This window comes from Microbulbifer maximicatervae (SeqCode) (assembly GCF_052467385.1).
Genome location: NZ_CP174311.1, coordinates 4,746,711 through 4,768,619 on the forward strand (window position 1 = coordinate 4,746,711; position 21,909 = coordinate 4,768,619).

The window sequence follows — 21,909 nt, forward strand, 5'->3', positions numbered from 1 at the left end:
TATCGCAAATCAGTGAAAAGTATTTCAAACTTGGTATGCGAGCAAGTTAACATTAGCCTCGGTGATCGGTTGTAATAATATTACGCCGCATTGTATTGCTTTTTATTAAAGGGGAGTTGCACCAGACATGGATCAAATTAGTCTGGCGGTCAACGGGCGCACTGACATTGGTCAGGTTCGTGAGGAAAACGAAGATAGCATTCGCTGGTACGCGTCGGCGGAGCAGCCTTTTGCCTATATTGTGGTAGCCGACGGGATGGGCGGTTACACTGGTGGCGCCACCGCCAGTAAAATTGCAGCTGAGACGGTTCAAGCCCATCTCGATGACCTGCTGAAACACACTTTTTTCTCCTGCACGTCTGAACAGCAACAGCTTATATTGCGCGCCACCCTTATCGACGCAGTCAACAGCGCAAATACAGCTCTAATCAATACCAAAAACCTGAACCCCCAGTTTTCCAATATGGGAACAACTTTGGTTGCCGCGGTCATGTGGCGCGACTTTTTAATCGTTGCACATATTGGCGATTCTCGCGCATACCTGTGGAACAATTATGGATTGCAGCGCCTTACACGAGATCACAGTGTTGTACAGGAGATGATTGACTCAGGTCAATTAACCCCCGAGCAAGCCAAAGAGTCCAATGTCCGCAACCATATTACCCGTGCCTTGGGGGTTTCCAGCAGTGTAGAGGCGGATATAAATAGCTGGAAACTCACGCAAAACGCACTCCTTTTGTTATGTAGCGACGGGCTCACTGAATATCTTGATGATCATGCGATAGAGCGCGTACTGGCCACTCATCGTCCGGCATTAGAGTGTGTATATCGTTTTATTGACGATGCTAATCGCCTAGGTGGGCGCGACAATATTACTGCAGGAATATTGGAATATTCTTCACAATCATTGCGTCAAATACTCCCCCACGAACAAAGTGTTACCGAACGTCCCAGTTCTCCTGACGTAACAATTAGAAAGTTACACCGCTAATTTGATTTACCGGATACTGTAATATGACACCGGAACGTCTAACCCAGCTAATACCTAACTTACTCAATACGCTTACCCCTCCGACAATTACTCTTTCTCATGAGAGCCCTGCATCGGCTGTACGCTGGCTCTCTCAGGTCGAACATACTTTAAAAAACATCTCATCCACTCCAGTGAGTGAGGGCTTTTGGCCAAAGCTGCCAAGTATCACGTCTAATCGCTTTAGTATCGATTCAGCACCAATATTACCCCTCCTGTATGAAGCTGAAGACAACCCCACGCAATTCACCAATACCCCTGGTATTAACCCCGAGAACGAGGTGGTACCAGCTTTAGATCGTTGCCATCGAATTAACGGGCACGTCGTTACCGCAACAGGGGAAGTCGCTTTCGAGCGAACAGACGTACTTATTCCTGGACCGCTACCGTTTGAATGGAAACGATATTTTCGCTCCTCTCTCAATGAGGATACTGGCATTGGTGTTGGCTGGCGGCACTCTCTCAGTGAAAAGCTTGTTGTACACGATAACGTTGTAAAGCTGGTTACTGCCGAAGGGAGGTCTGTAAAATTCAAATTACCCGCCATTGGTCACGGGTGCTATAACCGCTTTGAGCGGTTGATGTTATTCAGGCAAAGCCTGCACAGTTATCGATTGACGACATTCAATCAGCATCACAAAATATTTCGCGCTGATGGTGTAAATAGCGCTCTACCACTTGTAGAAATCAGGGATCAATTTGGTAACGCCATAACAATCGACTATCAGGAGGGCCTGCCTAAGAAAATGGTCAGCTCCTGGGGTCGTGTTGTTGAATTTAACTGCCAGAACGGTCATATCCATAATTTAATAAATAGCCACGCTGCCGAAGGTCAAAGCGACCTCTGCAACTACAATTATCAAGATGGTCAACTACTCGAAAGTTGTAGCGGCCTTAAAAGAGAAAGATACCAATATAACAATACACAGTTGGTACAGTTAAATAATAGCCAATCTGGAATTCATCAATTTACCTACGATACACACGACCGGTGCCAGCTAATACAGTCCAATGAATTAATCACCAGTCTTAACTGGCACGCAAGTCATAATACCTGCACGATCAAGTCAGAGCTGTCCGGTCCCATTTATATACGCTTTAACAAGTTCGGCCAGAGAATTTCTGAACAGCAGCAATCTCGTAGCCTTAGCTGGCTTTTTGATTCCTACGGTAATCTCAGTGAAGAAATTCAGGCCAACGGCCATAGGCTTTTCTTCCGTCACGATGAATTCGGCCGGCTTGTCCGATCCACCTCTCACAATATTAGTAATCGATATCTCTATGACGATCGCGGCTATTTACAAGCGGCAGTTATCAATGGAGAGACCCTATGGCAATACAAGTTTAACGAGAAGGGACGCCCAGAACGTATTGTCGACCCGGCAAAACATGTTTGGCTGTTTCTCTATACAGATAGGGGGCAGATCACACAGATTCAGGACCCAGAGGGAGGCAAAGTGGACTTCAGCTGGGATGGGCAAGGCCAGCTGCAGTCCGTTCGTAGAGACGATAAAGTCCTGAGCTTTGAGTACGACCACTGGCAACGAATCACTTCGCTTAAGATGAATGGCGAAGTATGGCGTGAGTGGAGTTATGGCAATGCGGGTGAATTGCGTGAAGCCCACCTGGGTATTCACCAGTACGGTCTGGACTACTCTGAACGCGGCCTGCCCAATGCCATCCACGGAGACAGTGGACAGAGTATTCTTTGTGATTATGACAACGCGGGCCGCCCGTGCCATATCAATTTCGCTGATGGTAACAACTGGGAATTAATCTACAGCCCTAGGGATGAACTCACCTGCCTGGAGAGCCCCGTAGGGAATTACTACTGGGAATATGATCACTACGGGCAATTAGTCAGCCACAAGGCACCACAGGATCGAACTTGGCGTTGGCATTACAATATAGACGGCAGCCTGCATGAATATTGTGATAATGACTCTCGCTGGTACTTCAATTATAACAACAGCGGTATATTAACCGGTATTCGCAATAACAGTGGCCAAAATAGTGAGTTCCACTACGACCAACACAACAGGCTGGTACAGGCAGATAATGCCCTTTCCTCAGTGCGCTTTAAGTACGACAGCCGCGGTCGGGTAACCGCAGAGCATCACGACAGTGCCGATATCCGGGATTTCAGTCTTCAGTATCAATATGACAAACGCGGCTGGTTAAAGAGTGCCAGCTCCGACAATCTCGACTTGTCTTATACATTCGCCCCTTGTGGAGCCCTGTATGGAATCGATGCCAATGGTGAAGCCATTGTTCGCACCGAATCCAAAGGCCAAGATATCCTCCAGGTTCAAGGGGAGGTTCGCAGTAATCACAAATATTTATTTGGGCGCCTGGTAGGTATGGAGTCCGGTCAAGCACTTTCCTGGCACTTTGAGAAATCCCCTCCCCTGCAAATGACCAACCCGCTGCGGGCACAGCAAAGTCCGACCCAACCTCAAACAGAAAGTGACAAGCGCGGCAATATTATTAGTGAAAGCAACATACCAGGCCGCAAGGATTATCAATACCAGTACGACGGCTGGGGCCTGATGAGCCACGCGGAGTGCGGGGAATTTAAAACCTACTTCCGCTACGACCCCTTCGGTCGGCGGTTAAGCAAGACATGTACCCACCGAAAATCAACCCGCCAGCGCCGCGTTGTCACTATTTGGAGCAGCCTGGGTATCTGGGGGGAAATTCACAATATTGACGGCAAGTCCCGAGGTTTAAGCCATTGGATTCACCAACCCCAAACCAATGCCATTCTCTGCCAATGGACTGCCGACAATATTGAGCATTACCTTTCCAACCCCGATGGCAAGCCACTCGCGATTTTTGATACCCAAGGTGCCGCTCAGTGGTCACAAGGTGGGGAGGCTGGAGAGAAAGGAAAAGACCCCCACAATCAAGGGCCAAGTGCCTGGCGGGGAACTAACTTGCTCGCGGATGTAGAGACCGGGCTGTGGTACCACCCCTCCGGCTACTGGAGCCCAGCCCTCGGCATCTGGCTAAATGGGGACCGCTCACATAACCTGACGACTTCTGCCCAATCAATCGGGCAACTGTAGCGAAGTACTCGGGCAGCTACGTCAACAATTGCTGCCCGGGTCAACTCTTATCTGCCTATACACTATGGGGATATCTATTTGCCCGTGAGTGTTATGGAAGAGCGCTCGGATTTTGAGATCGGTGGGGTCCATGTCGCCAGGGGCGAGTCCTGCCATATTGATCTGCCCGTTGTGCGGCTTTACACAAGCACAGAAATGGCAATCCCAGTTTATGTGCAGCGCGGTAAAAAAGATGGTCCCAAGATGTTCGTTTGTGCCGCCATACACGGTGACGAACTCAACGGTATTGAAGTAATAAGTCGGCTTATCCAAAGCGGCCGCCTAAAGTCATTGCGCGGGACCCTGGTTGCAGTTCCGATGGTTAATGTTTACGGGGTACTGCAACACACTCGCTACCTACCTGACAGGCGCGACCTAAACCGCTCATTCCCTGGGTCGGCAAAGGGGTCTCTCGCCGCACGTATGGCTCACGTCTTCCTCAAAGAGATAGTCACCAAATGCGACTATGGCATCGATTTACACACAGGAGCCGTACATCGCAGTAACCTCCCCCAAATTCGCGCTAACTTGGACGACGAGCAAACCCGAAAACTCGCCAAGGCCTTCGGTGTTCCCGTGCTACTCAACGCTTCTATTCGCGATGGATCCCTGCGCCAAGCAGCCGCGGATCTCGGGGTAAGAGTATTACTTTATGAAGCTGGTGAAGCCCTGCGCTTTGATGAACTCAGTATCCGCGCGGGTGTTAAAGGTGTGATCAATGTGATGAAGCAGCTGGAGATGTTGCCGCAAACCCGAAAGACAAATGTGATAGAGCCATTTGTTGCTCGACGCAGCGGTTGGCTTCGCGCGGGGGATAGCGGCATCGCCAATCATCTTAAGGCACTTGGGGATCAGGTCTACCGGGGAGACCTGCTGGCGACCATTGCAGATCCATACGGCCAGGAACTGGACCAGCTGATCTGCAATGAGGATGGAATCATTATTGGGCGACAGAATATCCCTCTGGTCCAGGAAGGCGAGGCGATGTACCACATCGCCTACTTCCGTGAACCCGAGGGTGTTGTCGAGAACCTGGAACTACTCCAGGATACGCTCCTACCGGATGAGAACTTTTAGGGACTCCCTATTGTTTCTTCAACAACTCCAAGACTTCCTTGCTCGGGTAACCCTGAACTTCAACGCCGGCACTCTTTTCAAATTCACTCACCGCTTTGCGGGTACCCGGACCTGCCTTGCCATCAATTTCTCCGGTGTAAAACCCTTTTTGTTTGAGCAACTTCTGTAACTCTTCCACTTGAACACTATCCAGTGGAGTAAATGGGCGCTTCCAATCATTTACCAAAGGCGCACCGCCGCCAATCCGGTCTGCCAACAGGCCTATAGCTATCGCATAGCGATCTGAATTGTTGTAACGCTTGAGGACAAAGAAGTTCTTGAACACTAAAAATGCCGGGCCATTGCGGCCGTCTGGTAACTTTAATTCGGCAATGGCTTTCTTGCTGGGAAAGGGCTCGCCATTGGCTCGTGTGACGCCGAGCTTCTCCCATTCGGCTACCGACATCTTCCCTGCAGGCATTTTACGAGCGGGAATATTGACCTCATAGCCCCAGGGTTTTCCTCGCTGCCAACCGTTACTGGATAGCAGGTTGGCGGCAGTCGCGAGTGCATCCGGAATAGAATTCCAAATATCCCGTTTACCATCACCATCGATATCCACCGCATAGGCTTGGTAGCTGGTAGGGATAAATTGAGTATGCCCCATAGCTCCGGCCCACGAGCCCAATAGGTGCTGGCCCTCAATATCACCGGCCTGCAAGATTTTTAGTGCAGCCAGCAACTGCTGTCGGCCAAACTTTTTGCGCTGAGGGTCAGCGTAGGCCAGTGTTGCCAGGGAGCGAATGACACTGCGCATTACCTTATCGTTGCCGAGGATGCCTCCAAAGCTGGACTCCACAGACCAGATCGCCAGCAGGATATTGGGGTCCACCCCAAAGCGTTTCTGGATCTTATCCAGCCAGGGCTTCATTTTCTCCTTTTCCCGCTTGCCTCGCTCAATCGCTCTCTTTTGCACCCGGTTATCAAAGTATTGCCACACCGGCGCTTTGAATTCAGGCTGATAGGCTGCACGATCCAGAACCCATTGGTCTGGAGAAGTGATTCCTTTAAAAGCTTGGTCGTAAACCTCCGCAGAGATTCCACTCTTAATCGCGGTTTTACGGAACTCCTTTACCCACTGTTCGAAGGCCGGATCGGCTTTCTCTTGTGCATGGGTATTGGAAACCAGGAGAACCGCGCTTATCGCGAGGATGGCAGACAGATATTGAAACCATTGCAATTTGGGCATGGAGTTACCTTCGACACAACTTTTGCTCGCTCAAGGGTAGAACGAGCCACTCTTATCCGAAAGGTGGATTGGCCGGTAACCGTTGAACTTCCCACCCACTATTAAACTGGACAGTCACATGAGAGGGAAGTTCGTGCTGCTCACCTTTAGAGTGAGCTCTGCCGCAAAACGGGAAGATTAGGGAATGACGTAAAACAGCACCGCAAAGAAGTGCAATATACCGCCCGCCAGCACAAAGAGATGCCAAATTGCATGGTGGAAGCGCAGGCTGCGCCAGAGATAAAAAGCGATTCCGCCGGTGTAGCAGAGACCACCGAGAACCAACAGCCACAAACCGCCAGTTTCCAGGCTATCCGACAGCGGCTTGATCGCCGCCACCACGACCCATCCCATCAAGGCACTGAGAGTGATGGACAGGGCTCGAATCTTCTTCAGCGGGGTGAACTGAATAATCAATCCGATCAGCGCGAGCCCCCAAATAATACCGAACAGCCACCAACCCCAAGGGCCCCTCAGGGTAACCAGGGTGAAGGGAGTATAGGTTCCAGCAATCAATAGAAAGATTGACGAGTGGTCCAGGGTCCGCAGTATCGCTTTGGCGCCGATATGGCTGACTGCGTGGTACAGCGTGGAGGCTAGGAAACAGAGTATCAGGGTGGAGGCATAGACGCTGGAGCTGACAATATGCCAGGCGTCCCCGCGCAGGGCAGCAAATCCGGTCAATACACCCAGACCGGCAATCGCCAGAAGAGCTCCAACACCATGTGTCACACTGTTGGCGATCTCTTCAGCAAAACTGTAACGACTGGCAACGGAAACGGAAGATGACATAAATTAGCCCGGTTAAATTCAGGTCATAAGCCTGCGTGTAATGCACGACCAATAACTTGGAACAGGTCTAATGATCAGAGGCCTCACTTAAAATAGCAAGGCCATCACCAGACTGCACATTCACAACCGGGCGGTCAGGGCTTAAACGCTAGCGTTGTGAATACCCATTTCGCACAAAGCGGAAGATTCGCGAACAATGGTTTCGTTGCGATCGGGGCCTGTAGAAACAATGTCTACCGGAGCGCCCACCAGCTCTTCGATTCGAGCGATATAGGCGCGTGCATTGGCCGGCAAATCCGCTTCACGACGCACACCGAAAGTATTCTCTGTCCAACCGGGCATAGACTCATAAACCGGCTCGACACCTTCCCAACCTGCGGCATCAAAAGGTACTGGTACTTCTTCACCAGCGCTGTTGCGGTAGCCCACACAAACCTTTACCTCCTCGAGGCCATCGAGAACATCCAGTTTGGTCAGGCACAGGCCAGAAATACTGTTGATTCGGATCGCGTGGCGCACAGCAACAGCGTCAAACCAACCGGTGCGGCGCTGGCGGCCAGTGGTAGCGCCAAACTCGTGACCTTTTTCACCCAGGTGACGACCAACTTCGCAGTCCAGCTCAGTTGGGAAAGGACCACCGCCAACGCGGGTGGTGTAGGCCTTGGTAATGCCCAATACATAATCCAGGTACAGAGGACCAAAACCAGAACCAGTAGCGGTACCACCAGCAGTGGTATTAGAGGAAGTTACGAACGGGTAGGTACCGTGGTCAATATCCAGCAGGGAACCCTGGGCGCCTTCGAACAGGATATGCTCTCCGTTCTCGCGCGCTTTGTGCAGGTGATCGGCAACGTCGGTGATCATCGGCACCAGTTGCTCGCGCCAGATTTTGGCCTGCTCAACGGTGTCCTCATAACTGACCGGGTCAACTTTGTAGTATTCGGTCAGAGCGAAGTTGTGGTAATCAATCAGCTCTTTCAGCTGGTGGCAGAAGTTATCCCAGTTGCACAGATCACCCAGGCGAAGACCGCGACGAGCAACTTTATCTTCGTAAGCGGGACCAATACCGCGACCTGTAGTACCGATCGCTTTGGCGCCGCGTGCTTTTTCACGGGCCTGGTCGAGGGCAACATGTACAGGCAAGATCAGCGGACACGCCGGGGAAAGACGCAGGCGCTCGCGAACAGGAACTTCACGCTCTTCCAGCTCAGCCATCTCTTTCAGCAGCGCCTCCGGGGAGAGCACCACACCATTGCCGATCAAGCAGGTTACGCTGGGGCGCAGGATACCGGAGGGAATCAGGTGCAGTACGGTTTTTTCGCCATCGATAACCAGGGTGTGGCCCGCATTGTGACCACCCTGGAAACGCACTACCAGCGAGACCTTCTCGGTTAGCAAATCGACAATCTTGCCCTTGCCCTCATCGCCCCACTGGGTACCCAGTACTACTACGTTCTTGCCCATCTGTATAAATCTCTAAACTCAGGTTTTTCTCTGCGGGAGCCGGGGCCCCACATAAATGGATGTCTGCGGGTAGGCCCGCGCGATAATAGGCACATCCACTGCGCCCGAAAAATCAGTCTCGTGGTTTTACTACCCACGAATCACCCTCAGCAACCAACTCTCGGTCACAGCGGGAATCCAGTTCACTATCGGCACCACCAGCGAGGGCTGTGATGACCACTTCACCTTGAGCCCGCAGCTCGTGAATCGCCTTCCACAGTTCAGCGCCCTGGGAGCCTCTGACATCTGGCGCCAATATCGCAGCGCCCTCTTCAACGGCAGCGCTGCCCAGATTACTCAATGCCACCAGGTCACTACTGAAGCCTGTTGCCGGGCGATCGCGCCCAAACACGGCTCCGATACCGTTGTAACGTCCACCATTGGCCAATGCCTGGCCGTGGCCCGGTGTGTAGGCGGCGAATACCAGACCTGTTTCATAGTCGTAGCCGCGTACTTCACTCAAATCGAAGAACAGTGTCACCTCTGGATAGCGCTCATTCAGAGCCTCAGCTACCTGCCTCAAATCGGAGACTGCCGCCAACAAATTTTGCGGGGCTCCAGAAAAGAGTTCACGAGCCTTATCCAGGCATTCCCGTCCCCCAACCAGCCCCGGGAGTGCCTTCAGCCACTCGGCAGCCTTCTGGTCGCCAACATTCTCCTCGACCCACTCGCACAGATCAGCAGTCGCCTTGCTCTGTAACATTGCCAACAGGGCGCTGCGCTGCTCGTCATTGAGGCCCGCCGCTTCAACCAGACTCTGGTAAATCGCGACGTGGCCCAGGTCCAGGTGCACTTGGCTGACACCCGCTACCTGAAGGCTTTGCAGCATCAGCGAGATCACCTCGAGGTCTGCACCGAGGTTGTCCACACCAAACAGTTCGGCACCAACCTGTATCGGCGCTCGCGAACCCATCGGGGTTCGCGGCTTGGTGTACACCACCTGACCGGCATAGCAGAGGCGGTTAGCGCCTCTGCGGGGAAAGCTGTGGGCATCGATCCGGGCAGTCTGCGGAGTCATATCCGCGCGTATACCCAAAGTGCGACCAGATATCTGGTCGGTGACCTTAAAGGTGCTCAGATCTACATCATGGCCCATCCCAATCAGGAGGGACTCGGTGAATTCCAACATCGGCGGTATCACCAACTCGTACCCCCAACAGTGGTAGAGGTCCAGTAGTTGGCGGCGCAGAGTCTCCAATTGCACGGCATCCGCAGGCAGAATTTCTGCAATGCCATCCGGTAACATCCAGCGATCGGCTTGAGTCATGATGAAATGAATTCGTCAGCGAAGAAATTGCGGTGCCACAGCGCTTGCCACAAACGAGCCGCAGCACTTCCCACAAAAAAACCGGGCTGGGCCCGGTTTGCGTGATTTTAGCATCAAGTGCTAACAGGAAGGTAGGGTTATCGAATCTAACCCGGCGCCTATAGCACCAGTTGCCCAGTGCTACACAGCATTTTCAGCCCTACTCTCCTTTCGGGTCTTTCAGGTAGCGGAAGAATTCGCTATCTGGATCGACCAGCAGCATATCTGACTTGCTCCGGAAGGACTCCTTATAAGCCTGCAGACTGCGGGTAAAGCGGTAAAACTCCGGATTCTTGCTGTAGGCCGCAGCGTAAATAGCTGCCGCCTCTGCATCACCCGCACCGCGTAACTCTTCCGCCTGGCGGTAGGCCTCAGACTCAATCACCACTCTTTGGCGATTGGCATTAGCCTTGATACGCTCACTGGCCTCCTGACCCTTGGCGCGATGATCCCGCGCCTCCAGCTCACGGCCAGCGCGCATACGCTGGAACACAGACTCGGAGACTTCCGGTGGCAGGTCAATCCGCTTGACGCGCACATCAATCACATGCACTCCCAGGTCATCCTGAGCCACCTTATTCAGGTTTTTAGTGATCTCCGCCATCAACTCATCGCGCTCGCCACTGACTACCTCATGCAGATCGCGCACACCAAACTCGTTCCGGAGCTGATCATTGATCCGCTCCGACAGCAGGCGCACCGCATTGCGATCGTCACCACGAGTGGCGATATAAAACTTATCCACATCAGAGATTCGATATTTGGCATACGAATCAACCATCATGAATTTGTTTTCACTGTTGAGCATACGAACGGGGCTGGAATCCACCGTCTGAATACGCGCATCAAACTTGCGCAACCTTTCCGCAAATGGGATTTTGAAGTAGAGACCCGGCTCGGTGTAGGTGCGGACCAGCTCACCAAAGCGCAGTAACACGGCTTTTTCAGTCTCTTTCACTACAAAGGCGCTGGAAGAAAGTACCAATACTCCAACCAGGATGACAACAATGATACCCAGTGTTTTGTTATTCATATCATCCCCTCCTAGCGAATAGTCTGACTGCGACGGGTGCTGGCATCATCCCGACGAAGGCGCTCAATAACACGCTGATAGACTTCCTCAATCATTACAGGCGAGGTGTCCTGGCTTTGGGCTGCTCGCGCTGCTCCAGCGCCGCCTTGCGCCAATTTATCTAGCGGCAGGTACATCATGTTATTGCCACCCTCGACATCCACCATCACCTTGGAGGTGTTGGCCATCACATCCTGTACCGCATCCAGGTAGAGACGCTCGCGGGTAACTTCCGGGGCACGCTCATATTCAGCCAGCAGTTTCTCAAAGCGCACAGCTTCACCTCGGGCACTCTCGATGACGCGGGCTTTGTATGCCTCGGCCTCTTCGATAATGCGCTGAGCCTGACCGCGAGCAACCGGGATTATCTGGTTAGCATCAGCCTGAGCTTCATTTTGCAGACGCACCTCGTCCTCACGGGCTTTGGTCACATCGTCAAACGCATCCTGCACTTCGCGCGGCGCCTTAGCATCAGTGAGGTTAACCACATCAATGCGTATACCGGTCTGGTACAGGTCCAGATATTCCTGTAATCGTTCCTGCGTATCGGCAGATACTTGGGTCCGGTTCTGGGAAATCACACCGTTTAAAGTGAGAGAGCCCACCACGTGACGAAGGGCGCTATCGGTGGCTTCCTGCAAGCTCTTCACCGGATCGCGAACACGCAGTACAAAAGACTCAGCATCCCCAACCTGCCACTGCACAGTTAGTACCACTTCTACGATATTGGCGTCTTCGGTCAGCATCTGACCGGTAGTGCGCTCAGTACGCACCTCAGTCATATTGACCTTGGTGACGTTATCGATAAGCGGCGGATTCCAGTGCAGGCCGGCAGATTCCGTGGAGTGGTATTTGCCCAGGCGCAAAACAACCGCCTGTTCGTTGGCGTTGACCTGGTAAATCCCCAGGCCGCCATAAATCAATACGGCGAGACCAATAACCAGTACCCAGGGAAATTTGACAGAGTCGCCACTTGGGCTGCCGCTGCCACCACCACCAAACAGGCCACCTAGTTTCTGCTGAATTTTTCGCAGTAGTTCATCGAGATCGGGCGGGCCTCCGTTATTGCGGTTACCGCCACCACCCCAGGGGTCTTTATTGTTACCACCCGGCTCATTCCAGGCCATTTAACTTACTCCAACTATGATCACTTAATCTTTTACTTCGGCGGATTCTAGCATCCATTGCCGACAAAATATTGCCGACAGGCCCTAGCCTGAGGCAAGTGGGCAGTCTGCGGAGACCAACCCCGAACAAATTCGACTAAAGGTCGCAATATGACCTGAATTTTAAAATCAATGTTTATACGACAACTACTCGGCAATGGGTTCTTCCAAAACCCATTCCGGCGCGTCATTGCCAGCAATATGTGGCGCCAGCAGACGCTGGAAATCACTACGCGGCAATAATATTTGCAATTCGCAGTCACCATTGTCGCGGTAGACTTCCGACTGCACCGCATTAATTTCAAATAGCTGCGCTCGCAGCCTGGACTGATGAGGCTTCACTACCAATTGCCCGCGTACCATTTGCTCGCCCAGGCGCTCGGCAATAGCCTCAATTAAAAGTTCACAACCCGCGCCTGTTACCGCAGAGAGCCAAACTGCCCGGGGTACACCCTGGTCATCCCGGTCTATACGCGGTTCAAAATCTGCCAGCAGGTCAATTTTGTTATAAACGACCAGTTGCGGCAGTTCTGAAGCATCAATTTCCTCCAGAACCGTTTGCACCTCTTCCATCAGATGTAACCGATCATCTGCCGCAGCGTCCACCACATGTAGAAGCAACGTCGCACTGGCGGCCTCTTCCAGGGTTGCCCGGAATGCCTCTACCAGTTTATGCGGCAAGTGAGAGACAAATCCCACAGTATCAGCCAATACCATGGCGCCAACATTGGGTAATTCAACCCTGCGCATGGTCGGGTCGAGGGTGGCAAACAATTGGTCCCTGACATAGACATCTGCATCGGTCAGGCGATTAAACAGAGTCGACTTGCCCGCATTGGTGTAGCCAACCAGAGATACGGTGGCCATTTCTGCCCGGGAGCGCGCGCGGCGCCCCTGCTCCCGCTGGCGGCGTACCTTTTCCAGCCGCTTCTCGATGGAGTCTATGCGCGCGCGCAGCAGTCGCCGGTCTGTCTCCAACTGGGTTTCACCGGGTCCACGCAGGCCGATACCACCCTTTTGCCTCTCCAGGTGGGTCCAGCCTCGCACCAGCCGCGTTGCCATATGGCGCAGCTGGGCCAATTCCACCTGAAGCTTACCCTCGTGAGTTCGCGCACGCTGGGCAAAAATATCCAGAATAAGCCCTGTGCGATCCAGCACCCGGCACTTTAATTCGCGCTCAATATTGCGCTCCTGACTTGGAGACAGAATGTGATCAAAGATAACCAGGGCGGCTTCCTGATCTTTAACCACTTGGCGAATCTCCTCCAATTTACCTCGGCCAACAAAGGTCTTTGGGTCTGGAGTGGCGCGCTGGCCGAAAATAAAACTGACAGGATCTGCTCCGGCAGATAGGGCCAACTCCTCAAATTCACGAGGGTCGTCGGGACTGTCGATGGCGGAGAGTTCTAGGTGTACCAGTACTGCGAGCTCACCGGATTCCGGTCGATCGAAAAACAATGGGAATTCTCTATTGCGAAAAGGGCGCGATAAGCCCTGACTGAGGTGACAACCGGCAAGCCCTGCAAGGGGCTCACCGAGCTGCTGGCGCCCCGGCAAAACGGGGTGCAGGTGAAATTGATACGGATCTTTTAGCTAAAGGATTCGCGCTCACCGCCTTCACCATTACCCTCGCCGCCGTGCTGGGCTGCGGGATTCAATAGCGGTACGCGCACTGCACGCGACGGAACAACCGTAGAAATGGCGTGCTTATACACCATTTGGCTCACAGTATTTTTGAGTAACACCACGAACTGGTCGAAGGATTCAATTTGCCCTTGGAGCTTGATGCCGTTTACCAGATAGATAGAAACCGGAATACGCTCTTTGCGCAATACGTTGAGGTAAGGGTCTTGTAAGCTGTGCCCTTTTGACATCTTTTTTCTCCTTGTCAAAAAGCTGAATGCGGTATGCAGGCCGCAATCGCACCCGCGAAGAGCGCGGATCAAAAAACGACTGAGGTTGAATACGCGTATAAGTAGTGTAGTAGCGAGCCGGAAAAGGCCGGACTCTGTGAAAACTGACTGAACGGGCTTGTCGTTTAATAGCCCAACCACGTTATGGATGCTTAAGCGAGAAATTTCAAGGCTTCTGCCAATATTTCGTCATTCTCACGCACCCCACCTTGCTCATCCTGAGTGTACAAAGTTAGCAGGTCTGGCCAGCGCCGCAGCCAGGTTAACTGGCGCTTGGCGAGCTGCCTCGTCGCCGCAATTCCAGCGGCCACCATATCATCGTAATCGGTTTGGCCTTGCAAGTGTTGCCAAACTTGCCGATATCCCACCGCGCGAATTGCCGGTAAGTCCTCGTGCAGGTCTCCTCGGTCCAGCAGGCCCTGGACTTCATCAATAAAGCCCGCCGCGAGCATCTTGCGAAAACGCAGTTCAATACGCTGGTGAAGCAGGGATCGATCGCGGGGCATAATGGCCATCTGACACACTTGGTACTGCTCCTGTATTCCCCCAGCTTCCTGCTCGCGACGCAACTGCGAAAGCGGAACACCGGTGAGGCGGTAAACTTCCAGCCCTCTTTCGATACGTACCGAATGGTTGGGATGTAGCTCAGCCGCCAACTGCGGGTCCACCTGGGCCAGCTCCGCATGCAATGCAGGCCACCCTTCACGCTCTGCGCGAGCCTCAATTTCTGCTCTCACCGCTGCGTCCGCTTCAGGCAGTTTTGCCATGCCTTCCAACAGAGCACGGAAATACAACATAGTTCCGCCAACCAGTAATGGCACTTTACCAGCAGCGGTAATTTCTGCCATAGCTTCCAGCGCATCTTTGCGGAAACGACCTGCCGAATAAGACTCGGACGGGTCACAGATGTCGATCAAACGGTGAGGGTATGCAGCTAGCTCTTCCACTGAGGGCTTGGCCGAGCCGATATCAAGGCCTCGATATACGAGAGCAGAATCAACACTAATTAATTCCACAGGCAAACGATCGGCGAGCGCCATGGCCAGATCCGTTTTGCCGGAGGCCGTTGGACCCATCAAGAAAATTACACGGGGCTTATCACCCGGCAAGCTGTTATTCAAACTACCACCCACTTCTGCCGCGTACCTATTGGCCGCGCATAAACCACTTATCCATATCTGCCAGTTTAACCTGGGTCCAGGTCGGGCGACCGTGGTTGCACTGGCCACTGCGCTCCGTGCGCTCCATATCCCGCAACAGAGCATTCATTTCTGGAATGGTCAGACGTCGATTCGCGCGAACAGAACCGTGACAAGCCATTGTCCCCAGCACTTCGTTGATACGCTCACCAATACGGGCGCTGTCGCCCTCGCCGAGCAGATCCGAGAGTACATCGCGCACCAGCTGCTCCACTTCCGCACCGTGCAGCATTGTGGGTACCTGGCGCACCAGCAAAGTCTCAGGGCCAGCCCGCTGCAATACGAAACCAAGCGCGGTAAACACCTCGCTGCGCTCCTCGAAGCAGTCCGCTTCCCGCTGGCTGACAGCCAGACTCACTGGAACCAGGAGGGGCTGAGCCTGAATTCCACCGGCCGCATAAGCCACTTTCATCTGCTCATAGACAATGCGCTCATGGGCAGCGTGCATATCGACAACAACCATCCCGTGCTCGTTTTGCGCGAGAATATAGATTCCATGCAACTGCGCCAGAGCAAAGCCCAGCGGCGGCACTTCGGATTCGCTTTCAATGCCCGCACCGGCCCCTATGGTCGTCCCGGAAGATGCTTGGGGCACGGGCACTGGCCGGCTGGTAGGGGCATCCTGCGGCTGTTGTGTCGCCGGGGATGAGTCCTGATACGGTTGGTGCAGAGCGCCGTAAGCATTCATCTGCTCGCGCAAATTTGAGGGCGAGGGACGATTGCTGAGTGGCATTTTATGCTGCCCGGCAAATTCACCGACCTGCAAACCCGTGACCTGTTCCTGGCGCTCCTGCTCTGGCTCGCTTTCTGTTTCCTCTTTCTGCCCCGGGCGCACATCCGCCAGGGCCCGGTGCAAACTGCCAAACAGGAAGTCGTGTACCAGGCGACTATCGCGAAAACGCACTTCGTGTTTGGTCGGGTGCACATTCACATCGACGGAAGCCGGGTCCAGCTCCAGGTAAAGTACAAATGCCGGATGTCGACCGTGGTACAAAACATCGGCGAACGCCCGGCGCACCGCGTGGCTGACCACTTTGTCGCGAATAGCCCGGCCATTGACATAAAAGAATTGTAAGTCGGCCTGGGAGCGCGAGAATGCGGGCTCCGCAACCCACCCCCACAGGCGCAGGCCGCTGCGCTCCACGTCGATATGCAGCGCATTCTGCATAAACGCCGGCCCACACACCTGGGCGACACGGCGCTCCATTTCCACCCGCCCGGTGCCCGCGCGCAGATTATGCACACCCTTGCCGTTGTGGCGCAGGCTGATAGAAACATCAAATCGGGACAGCGCCAAGCGCTTAATCGTCTCGTCAATGCGATTGAATTCTGTTTTTTCTGTGCGCAGGAATTTCCGCCGAGCGGGCGTATTGAAGAACAGGTCGCGCACATCCACCGTGGTGCCACGGGGGTGAGCCGAGGGCGCGAGCTGTGCCTGCATGTCGCGGCCCTCCGCACTTACCTGCCACCCCTTGCCGCTTTCATCGCGGCTGCTGGTCAATGCCAGACGCGCCACCGAGGAAATACTGGCGAGGGCCTCACCGCGAAAGCCCAGGGTGGCCACCGCCTCCAGATCCTCCAAAGCGTGAATCTTGGAAGTCGCATGGCGGGCCAGGGCCATTGGCAGGTCTTCCCGCTCTATGCCCTTGCCGTTATCGCGCACTTTCATGCGCTTGCTACCCCCGCCGTCCACATCGACCTCAAGTCGTGTAGCGCCCGCATCAAGGCTGTTTTCCAGCAACTCCTTGATTACTGATGCCGGGCGCTCAACGACTTCACCAGCCGCGATCTGGTTGGCAAGGCGGGGAGAGAGTTGCTGGATTTTATCGTGCATGAATCTGGCCTGTTAATGCTGCAAGGACCGCTCGACACTGAGGTCTCAGCCGGAAGGAATGCTCAGGGTCTGCCCCACTCGAATCACGGAGTTCTTGATGCCATTCGCTCTCATCAGGGCGGCGACGGAAATATTATATCGCGCCGCGATACCCGAAAGGGTCTCCCCGCGGGCAATAACGTGGTTGCGAGACTTATCGCTCTGGTTGGCGGCGAGCCAGGTATCCGCCGGGGGGCGACTCTTAAAGTGCGCCACTATACCGTCACTGAGCTTTTGCGCCAGCTTGCGCTGGAAACTGGGATCGCGCAGGCGTTTCGCTTCCTGGGGATTAGTAATAAAACCCGTCTCCACCAAAATTGAAGGCACATCCGGCGAACGCAGCACCGAGAAATTGGCCTGCTCCACCTGTTTTTTATGCAGGTGAGTGACGGTGCCAATCTGTGACAGCACACTGGCGCCGATATCCAGGCTGGCATTCATGGTGGCAGTCATGGAGAGGTCGAGCAATACGCCGGCAAGGGTGTCATCCTTATCGCCCAGGCTCAAACTGCCGGCACCACCGATAAGATCGGATTCGTTTTCCCGCGCGGCCAAAAAGCGGGCGGTTTCACTGGTTGCGCCTCGGGAAGAGACCGCATAGACCCCAGCGCCACGGGCATCTTTACGGGTAAAGGCATCGGCGTGGATCGACACAAAAAGGTCCGCACGCATATTGCGCCCAATTTTTACCCGTTCCCGCAGAGGAATATAGTAATCCCCGGTGCGCACCAGTTTGGCGGTAAAGCCCTTCTCACCGTTTATCTTTTTGTGCAGCTGTTTGGCAATCGCCAGCACCACATCCTTTTCCCGCAAGCGACCGGGACCGGAAGCCCCGGGGTCTTCCCCGCCGTGCCCTGCATCAATAGCGACAATGATATTGCGTTCACTACTGACCTGCTCCAGCGTCTTCTCGCTGCCTTTAACCTCGTCGTAAAGATCGATCACCAATCGATCCGGCAGGTTTTCATGGCGCCGCAAAGCAAAGCTGCGCGGATTGGCCTGCTGCTTAAGGTCCAATACAACCCGTAGATCTTTTTTATTCTGACGGGCGTGGCGCACCCGCGCGATCGGCGTCTTCTCCAGGTCCAACTTGTCCAGCTCGGCCTTCAACTCGGTATCAGAGAGGTCGACAACCACCCGGTGGGGACTCTTGAGGGTGAATAACTTGTGCTCTGCCGGGCCGCTCAAATCTAAAACCAGACGCGTATGGTCCGGTGCTCGCCAGACGCGCACACCTTCCACTTGCGTCGCAGAAGCTGGCAGGAAAACTGCCAGCCACAGCGCGACAACGAACAGAGACCGCCACATAAAACTCATTACTTCCCAGCCCCTTTGCTTATTGGTATCAGTATTTCTCTGTGTTCAGGCGTTTTCAGGATGCTCGCAGCAGCTTTTGCAGCAGGTCTATTACGCGCTCCCCCTGGGGCGAGTGCGCAATTAACCTGAGCTGGCGACCACTTTCCGGCACTTCCAACTCAACTTCCAAGTCTGGAGCGGGCAATATGCCCTCGCCCCGCTCAGGCCACTCTACAAGGCTCAAGCTCTGCGCAGAGAAATAATCCCGCACCCCCATAAACTCCAACTCTTCCGGGTCACCCAGACGATAAAGATCGAAGTGGTAAACCCGGTGAGCCTCGAGTTCGTAGGGTTCCACCAAGGTGTAGGTGGGGCTCTTTACCGCACCCTCGTGCCCAAAGGCCCTCAGTACCCCCCGACAAAAAGTTGTCTTTCCCGCGCCCAGCTGGCCATTTAAATACAGCGTCAGCCCCTGTTGCAGGCCCGCCGCAAGACAGGCCTGCCCGAGCGAGCTGCCGCCGGATACGGTGGCTGCTTCATCGGCCAAATGTAATTTCAATTCACTCGCCATCAATCTACCAAACGTCTAATCCAGGGCAATAAATCCGTAGCGAGTAATCCCCGCATACCCTCTTCGGCAGCGCGATTACCCGCCTCTCCGTGTAACCACACCGCCAGTCGGGCAGCCTCCACCAGCGGCAAGTGCTGGCCAATCAATGCTGCAACAATACCGGTGAGGAGGTCTCCCATACCACCGGAAGCCATACCCGGGTTACCGCTGTTGATAAGGTCAACACCACCATCATGTGCAATCAGGGTACCGGCGCCTTTTAATATCACTACTCCACTGAATTTTTGCTGAACTGCAATAGCAGCGGCGCGAGGATCGGCGAGCACCTCGGCGGTATCACAACCCAGGAGGCGGGCGGCCTCCCCCACATGTGGGGTCAACACCCAGTCATCCCGCCGGACCCCGGCCAGAACCCGGCCCTCGGCGAGAATATTCAATGCATCGGCATCTACGACCAAGGGCGCCTCAGCTCGGCCGGCTCGCGCCAGCAGCTGCTCACTCCAGGGGGAGCGTCCCAAACCGGGGCCCACTGCAATTACGCTGGGGCCTTCGAGCAGCGGTTCCAGCTCCTGCCCGGAAATCACCGGATGGGCCATCACTTCTGGACTGCGAGTTAACGCTGCGGACAAATGCTCAGGGCGGGTCGCCAGGGAAATCAGCCCGGCTCCACAGCGCGCTGAGGATTGCGCAGCCATCAATGCAGCACCGCCAAATCCGGTATCACCGCCGACAACCAAAATATGGCCAAACTGGTTTTTAAAGCTATCGGCGGCACGCGCTGACAGGCGACGGATGGCATCAGCCTCGTAACGCATAGCCAAAGGCTCAACTGCTCGGTAGGCAGCCTCAGGTGCCCCCAAGCCTTCGAAAATTACCTCTCCGCAGAGCGCCGGGCCGCGACCGCAGTAGAGCCCCATTTTGCGGCCGATAAAAGTCACCGTTATATCGGCACTGACCGCCTCGCCGGCACTGCCGGTATCGGCACTCAGACCGGAGGGGATATCCACAGCCAACACCGGGCCAGGGCTTTTGCGGATTCGCTCAACCGCATGCGCCACGCCGGAGCGCAGCTCACCGCTAAAGCCCGTTCCCAGCAATGCATCCACAATCAGTGTATTGGCATCCGCCGTATCCAGTTCTGCGAGAGAGTTCACCACCTGGACACCTTCCCGGCAGGCGTACTCATAGGCCTCCCGGGCATCGCCACTCAGGTGCTGAGGATCGGTACACGCATAAACGGTGACCGGGATTTTCTTTTGCGCGGCGAGGGCGGCAATCACATAGCCATCCCCACCGTTGTTCCCACCACCGCAGAAAACCTGTAGGCGGCCGATCTCCGGCCAGTGCCTGCGTAGATGTGAAAAAGCCGCGCGACCGGCGCGCTTCATCAGTTGAATGGAGGGGATTTCCAGTGCAGCAATCGTCTGTCGATCCAGCTCACGTACCGACTCGGCACTGTATAGAGGTTGAGGCGTGTCCATGCAGCTCCCGCGATGTGGTCAAGAATTCATCTGTGGCAAAATAGGCAATTACATCGCCATCGTTTGCGCCAACCGCAAAGTATACCGCCCCGGCCAGGCATTGTGCTTGCAGGGAATATCGAGCCGCTTTATCTATGACCGAATCACTGCTCGCCGACTTAGCCCAACAGATCAAAATTTGGGGCAGAGAACTGGGCTTCCAACAAGTGGGTATTACCGATTGCCAGCTGGAGGAGGAAGGGGAACGCCTGCGCGCCTGGATTGATGCGGGCTATCACGCTGACATGGACTGGATGGGCGCTCACGGTGAGAAACGCTGGCGCCCCGAATTATTGGAGCCGGGAACACTGCGGGTAATCAGCGTGCGTCTGGACTACCTGCCGCCGGACACCCAGCCGATTAAAGTGTTGAAGGATTCGAGTAAGGCCTATGTATCCCGCTATGCGAATGGCCGCGATTACCATAAGTTGATCCGCAAACGCCTGGCCAATCTATCAAAGCAAATTGATACCTATTGCGCCGAGCGGGGCATTGAATCGAAAGGTCGGGCTTTTACCGACAGCGCCCCGGTAATGGAGAAGGCCCTGGCAGCCAAGGCCGGCCTGGGCTGGATTGGTAAAAATACGCTGGTACTGAATTCGACCGCCGGCTCTTACTTTTTCCTCGGCGAAATCTACACCAACTTGCCACTCCCCATAGATATCAGCGAGGAGCATGATCAGTGTGGCGACTGTGTCGCCTGCCTCAGGGTTTGCCCCACCGATGCCTTTATCGATGACCGCACCCTGGATGCGCGGCGCTGCATCTCCTACCTCACTATTGAAAACAAAGGCCCAATCCCTGAGGAATTTCGCGAGCCCATCGGCAACCGAATATACGGCTGCGACGACTGCCAAATAGTGTGCCCCTGGAATAAGTTCGCCAAGCCCACCAAGGAAAAAGATTTTCATCCCCGACACGGACTGGACAATGGTGAGCTACTGAAGTTGTTTACCTGGAGCGAAGAGGAGTTCTTGCGCAAGACTGAGGGTTCGGCGATTCGCCGAATCGGCCACGAGCGCTGGCTGCGCAACCTGGCTGTTGCCTTAGGCAATGGGGAGGCCACGCCCGAAGTCATCAATACCCTGGAGAGTGCGCGCGCCGACGCCACGCCCCTGGTGCTAGAGCATATCGATTGGGCGCTGGAGCGGCTGCGCAGCGGGCGCAGGCGCAAGCGTAAAATCAAACGCAAGCCCGCTGGCTAATCGAGAGTGGGG

The 21,909-nt window shown here is 54.5% G+C and carries 17 protein-coding genes; 4 read left to right on the top strand and 13 right to left on the bottom strand.

Annotated elements, in window-relative coordinates:
* Positions 1–127 precede the first annotated feature (127 nt).
* From ACJJIR_RS20275 to ACJJIR_RS20285, 3 genes are all read left to right on the top strand, one after another.
* A complete protein-coding gene (locus tag ACJJIR_RS20275; protein ID WP_444906614.1) occupies positions 128–991 on the top strand; it encodes a Stp1/IreP family PP2C-type Ser/Thr phosphatase in 864 nt (287 codons plus the stop codon).
* A gap of 23 nt (positions 992–1,014) precedes the next feature.
* A complete protein-coding gene (locus ACJJIR_RS20280) occupies positions 1,015–4,098 on the top strand; it encodes a DUF6531 domain-containing protein (protein WP_444906615.1) in 3,084 nt (1,027 codons plus the stop codon).
* A gap of 93 nt (positions 4,099–4,191) precedes the next feature.
* Positions 4,192–5,214, top strand: a complete 1,023-nt coding sequence (locus tag ACJJIR_RS20285; RefSeq protein WP_444908439.1) for a succinylglutamate desuccinylase/aspartoacylase family protein — start codon at positions 4,192–4,194, stop codon at positions 5,212–5,214.
* Between the two features lie 7 nt (positions 5,215–5,221).
* Here ACJJIR_RS20285 and ACJJIR_RS20290 read toward each other — a convergent pair whose 3' ends face one another.
* The 13 genes from ACJJIR_RS20290 to ACJJIR_RS20350 form a co-directional block, all read right to left on the bottom strand.
* Positions 5,222–6,442 (bottom strand): lytic murein transglycosylase, encoded by a 1,221-nt coding sequence (locus tag ACJJIR_RS20290; protein ID WP_444906616.1) that lies wholly within the window; start codon positions 6,440–6,442, stop codon positions 5,222–5,224.
* Between the two features lie 177 nt (positions 6,443–6,619).
* Entirely contained in the window at positions 6,620–7,273 is a 654-nt protein-coding gene (gene trhA, locus ACJJIR_RS20295; RefSeq protein ID WP_282930278.1) for a PAQR family membrane homeostasis protein TrhA, read from the bottom strand.
* A 141-nt stretch (positions 7,274–7,414) separates the two neighbouring features.
* The gene (locus ACJJIR_RS20300; protein ID WP_413664100.1) at positions 7,415–8,737 is read right to left on the bottom strand and encodes an adenylosuccinate synthase; all 1,323 of its coding nucleotides are present in this window, start codon (positions 8,735–8,737) and stop codon (positions 7,415–7,417) included.
* Positions 8,738–8,849: 112 nt separating this feature from the next.
* Positions 8,850–10,043 carry an ATP phosphoribosyltransferase regulatory subunit gene (locus ACJJIR_RS20305; protein ID WP_413664099.1) on the bottom strand — a complete coding sequence of 398 codons (1,194 nt, stop codon included), beginning with the start codon at positions 10,041–10,043 and terminating at the stop codon, positions 8,850–8,852.
* A 199-nt stretch (positions 10,044–10,242) separates the two neighbouring features.
* Positions 10,243–11,115 (bottom strand): protease modulator HflC, encoded by an 873-nt coding sequence (hflC, locus tag ACJJIR_RS20310; RefSeq protein ID WP_282930281.1) that lies wholly within the window; start codon positions 11,113–11,115, stop codon positions 10,243–10,245.
* Positions 11,116–11,126: 11 nt separating this feature from the next.
* Complete coding sequence (hflK, locus tag ACJJIR_RS20315; RefSeq protein WP_282930282.1) at positions 11,127–12,281, bottom strand: FtsH protease activity modulator HflK; 1,155 nt, start codon at positions 12,279–12,281, stop codon at positions 11,127–11,129.
* Positions 12,282–12,467: 186 nt separating this feature from the next.
* Positions 12,468–13,778, bottom strand: a complete 1,311-nt coding sequence (hflX, locus tag ACJJIR_RS20320) for a ribosome rescue GTPase HflX (RefSeq protein WP_413664097.1) — start codon at positions 13,776–13,778, stop codon at positions 12,468–12,470.
* Between the two features lie 131 nt (positions 13,779–13,909).
* On the bottom strand, positions 13,910–14,194 hold the full coding sequence (gene hfq / locus ACJJIR_RS20325; protein ID WP_020413623.1) for an RNA chaperone Hfq: 285 nt from the start codon (positions 14,192–14,194) through the stop codon (positions 13,910–13,912).
* A gap of 191 nt (positions 14,195–14,385) precedes the next feature.
* Positions 14,386–15,309, bottom strand: coding sequence for a tRNA (adenosine(37)-N6)-dimethylallyltransferase MiaA (gene miaA / locus ACJJIR_RS20330; protein WP_444898267.1), 924 nt, complete (start codon positions 15,307–15,309; stop codon positions 14,386–14,388).
* Positions 15,310–15,379: 70 nt separating this feature from the next.
* Positions 15,380–17,266, bottom strand: a complete 1,887-nt coding sequence (gene mutL, locus ACJJIR_RS20335) for a DNA mismatch repair endonuclease MutL (RefSeq protein ID WP_444895437.1) — start codon at positions 17,264–17,266, stop codon at positions 15,380–15,382.
* A gap of 45 nt (positions 17,267–17,311) precedes the next feature.
* Complete coding sequence (locus ACJJIR_RS20340) at positions 17,312–18,622, bottom strand: N-acetylmuramoyl-L-alanine amidase (protein ID WP_444906617.1); 1,311 nt, start codon at positions 18,620–18,622, stop codon at positions 17,312–17,314.
* A gap of 55 nt (positions 18,623–18,677) precedes the next feature.
* Positions 18,678–19,172: a tRNA (adenosine(37)-N6)-threonylcarbamoyltransferase complex ATPase subunit type 1 TsaE gene (gene tsaE, locus ACJJIR_RS20345; RefSeq protein ID WP_108731443.1), complete on the bottom strand. Its 495-nt coding sequence runs from the start codon at positions 19,170–19,172 to the stop codon at positions 18,678–18,680.
* Positions 19,172–20,653, bottom strand: a complete 1,482-nt coding sequence (locus ACJJIR_RS20350; RefSeq protein ID WP_444906618.1) for an NAD(P)H-hydrate dehydratase — start codon at positions 20,651–20,653, stop codon at positions 19,172–19,174. The genes tsaE and ACJJIR_RS20350 overlap by 1 nt, the downstream gene beginning before the upstream one ends.
* Before the next feature lie 134 nt (positions 20,654–20,787).
* Between ACJJIR_RS20350 and queG the strand changes: the two genes are divergently transcribed.
* Positions 20,788–21,897: a tRNA epoxyqueuosine(34) reductase QueG gene (gene queG / locus ACJJIR_RS20355; RefSeq protein WP_444906620.1), complete on the top strand. Its 1,110-nt coding sequence runs from the start codon at positions 20,788–20,790 to the stop codon at positions 21,895–21,897.
* Positions 21,898–21,909 lie beyond the last annotated feature (12 nt).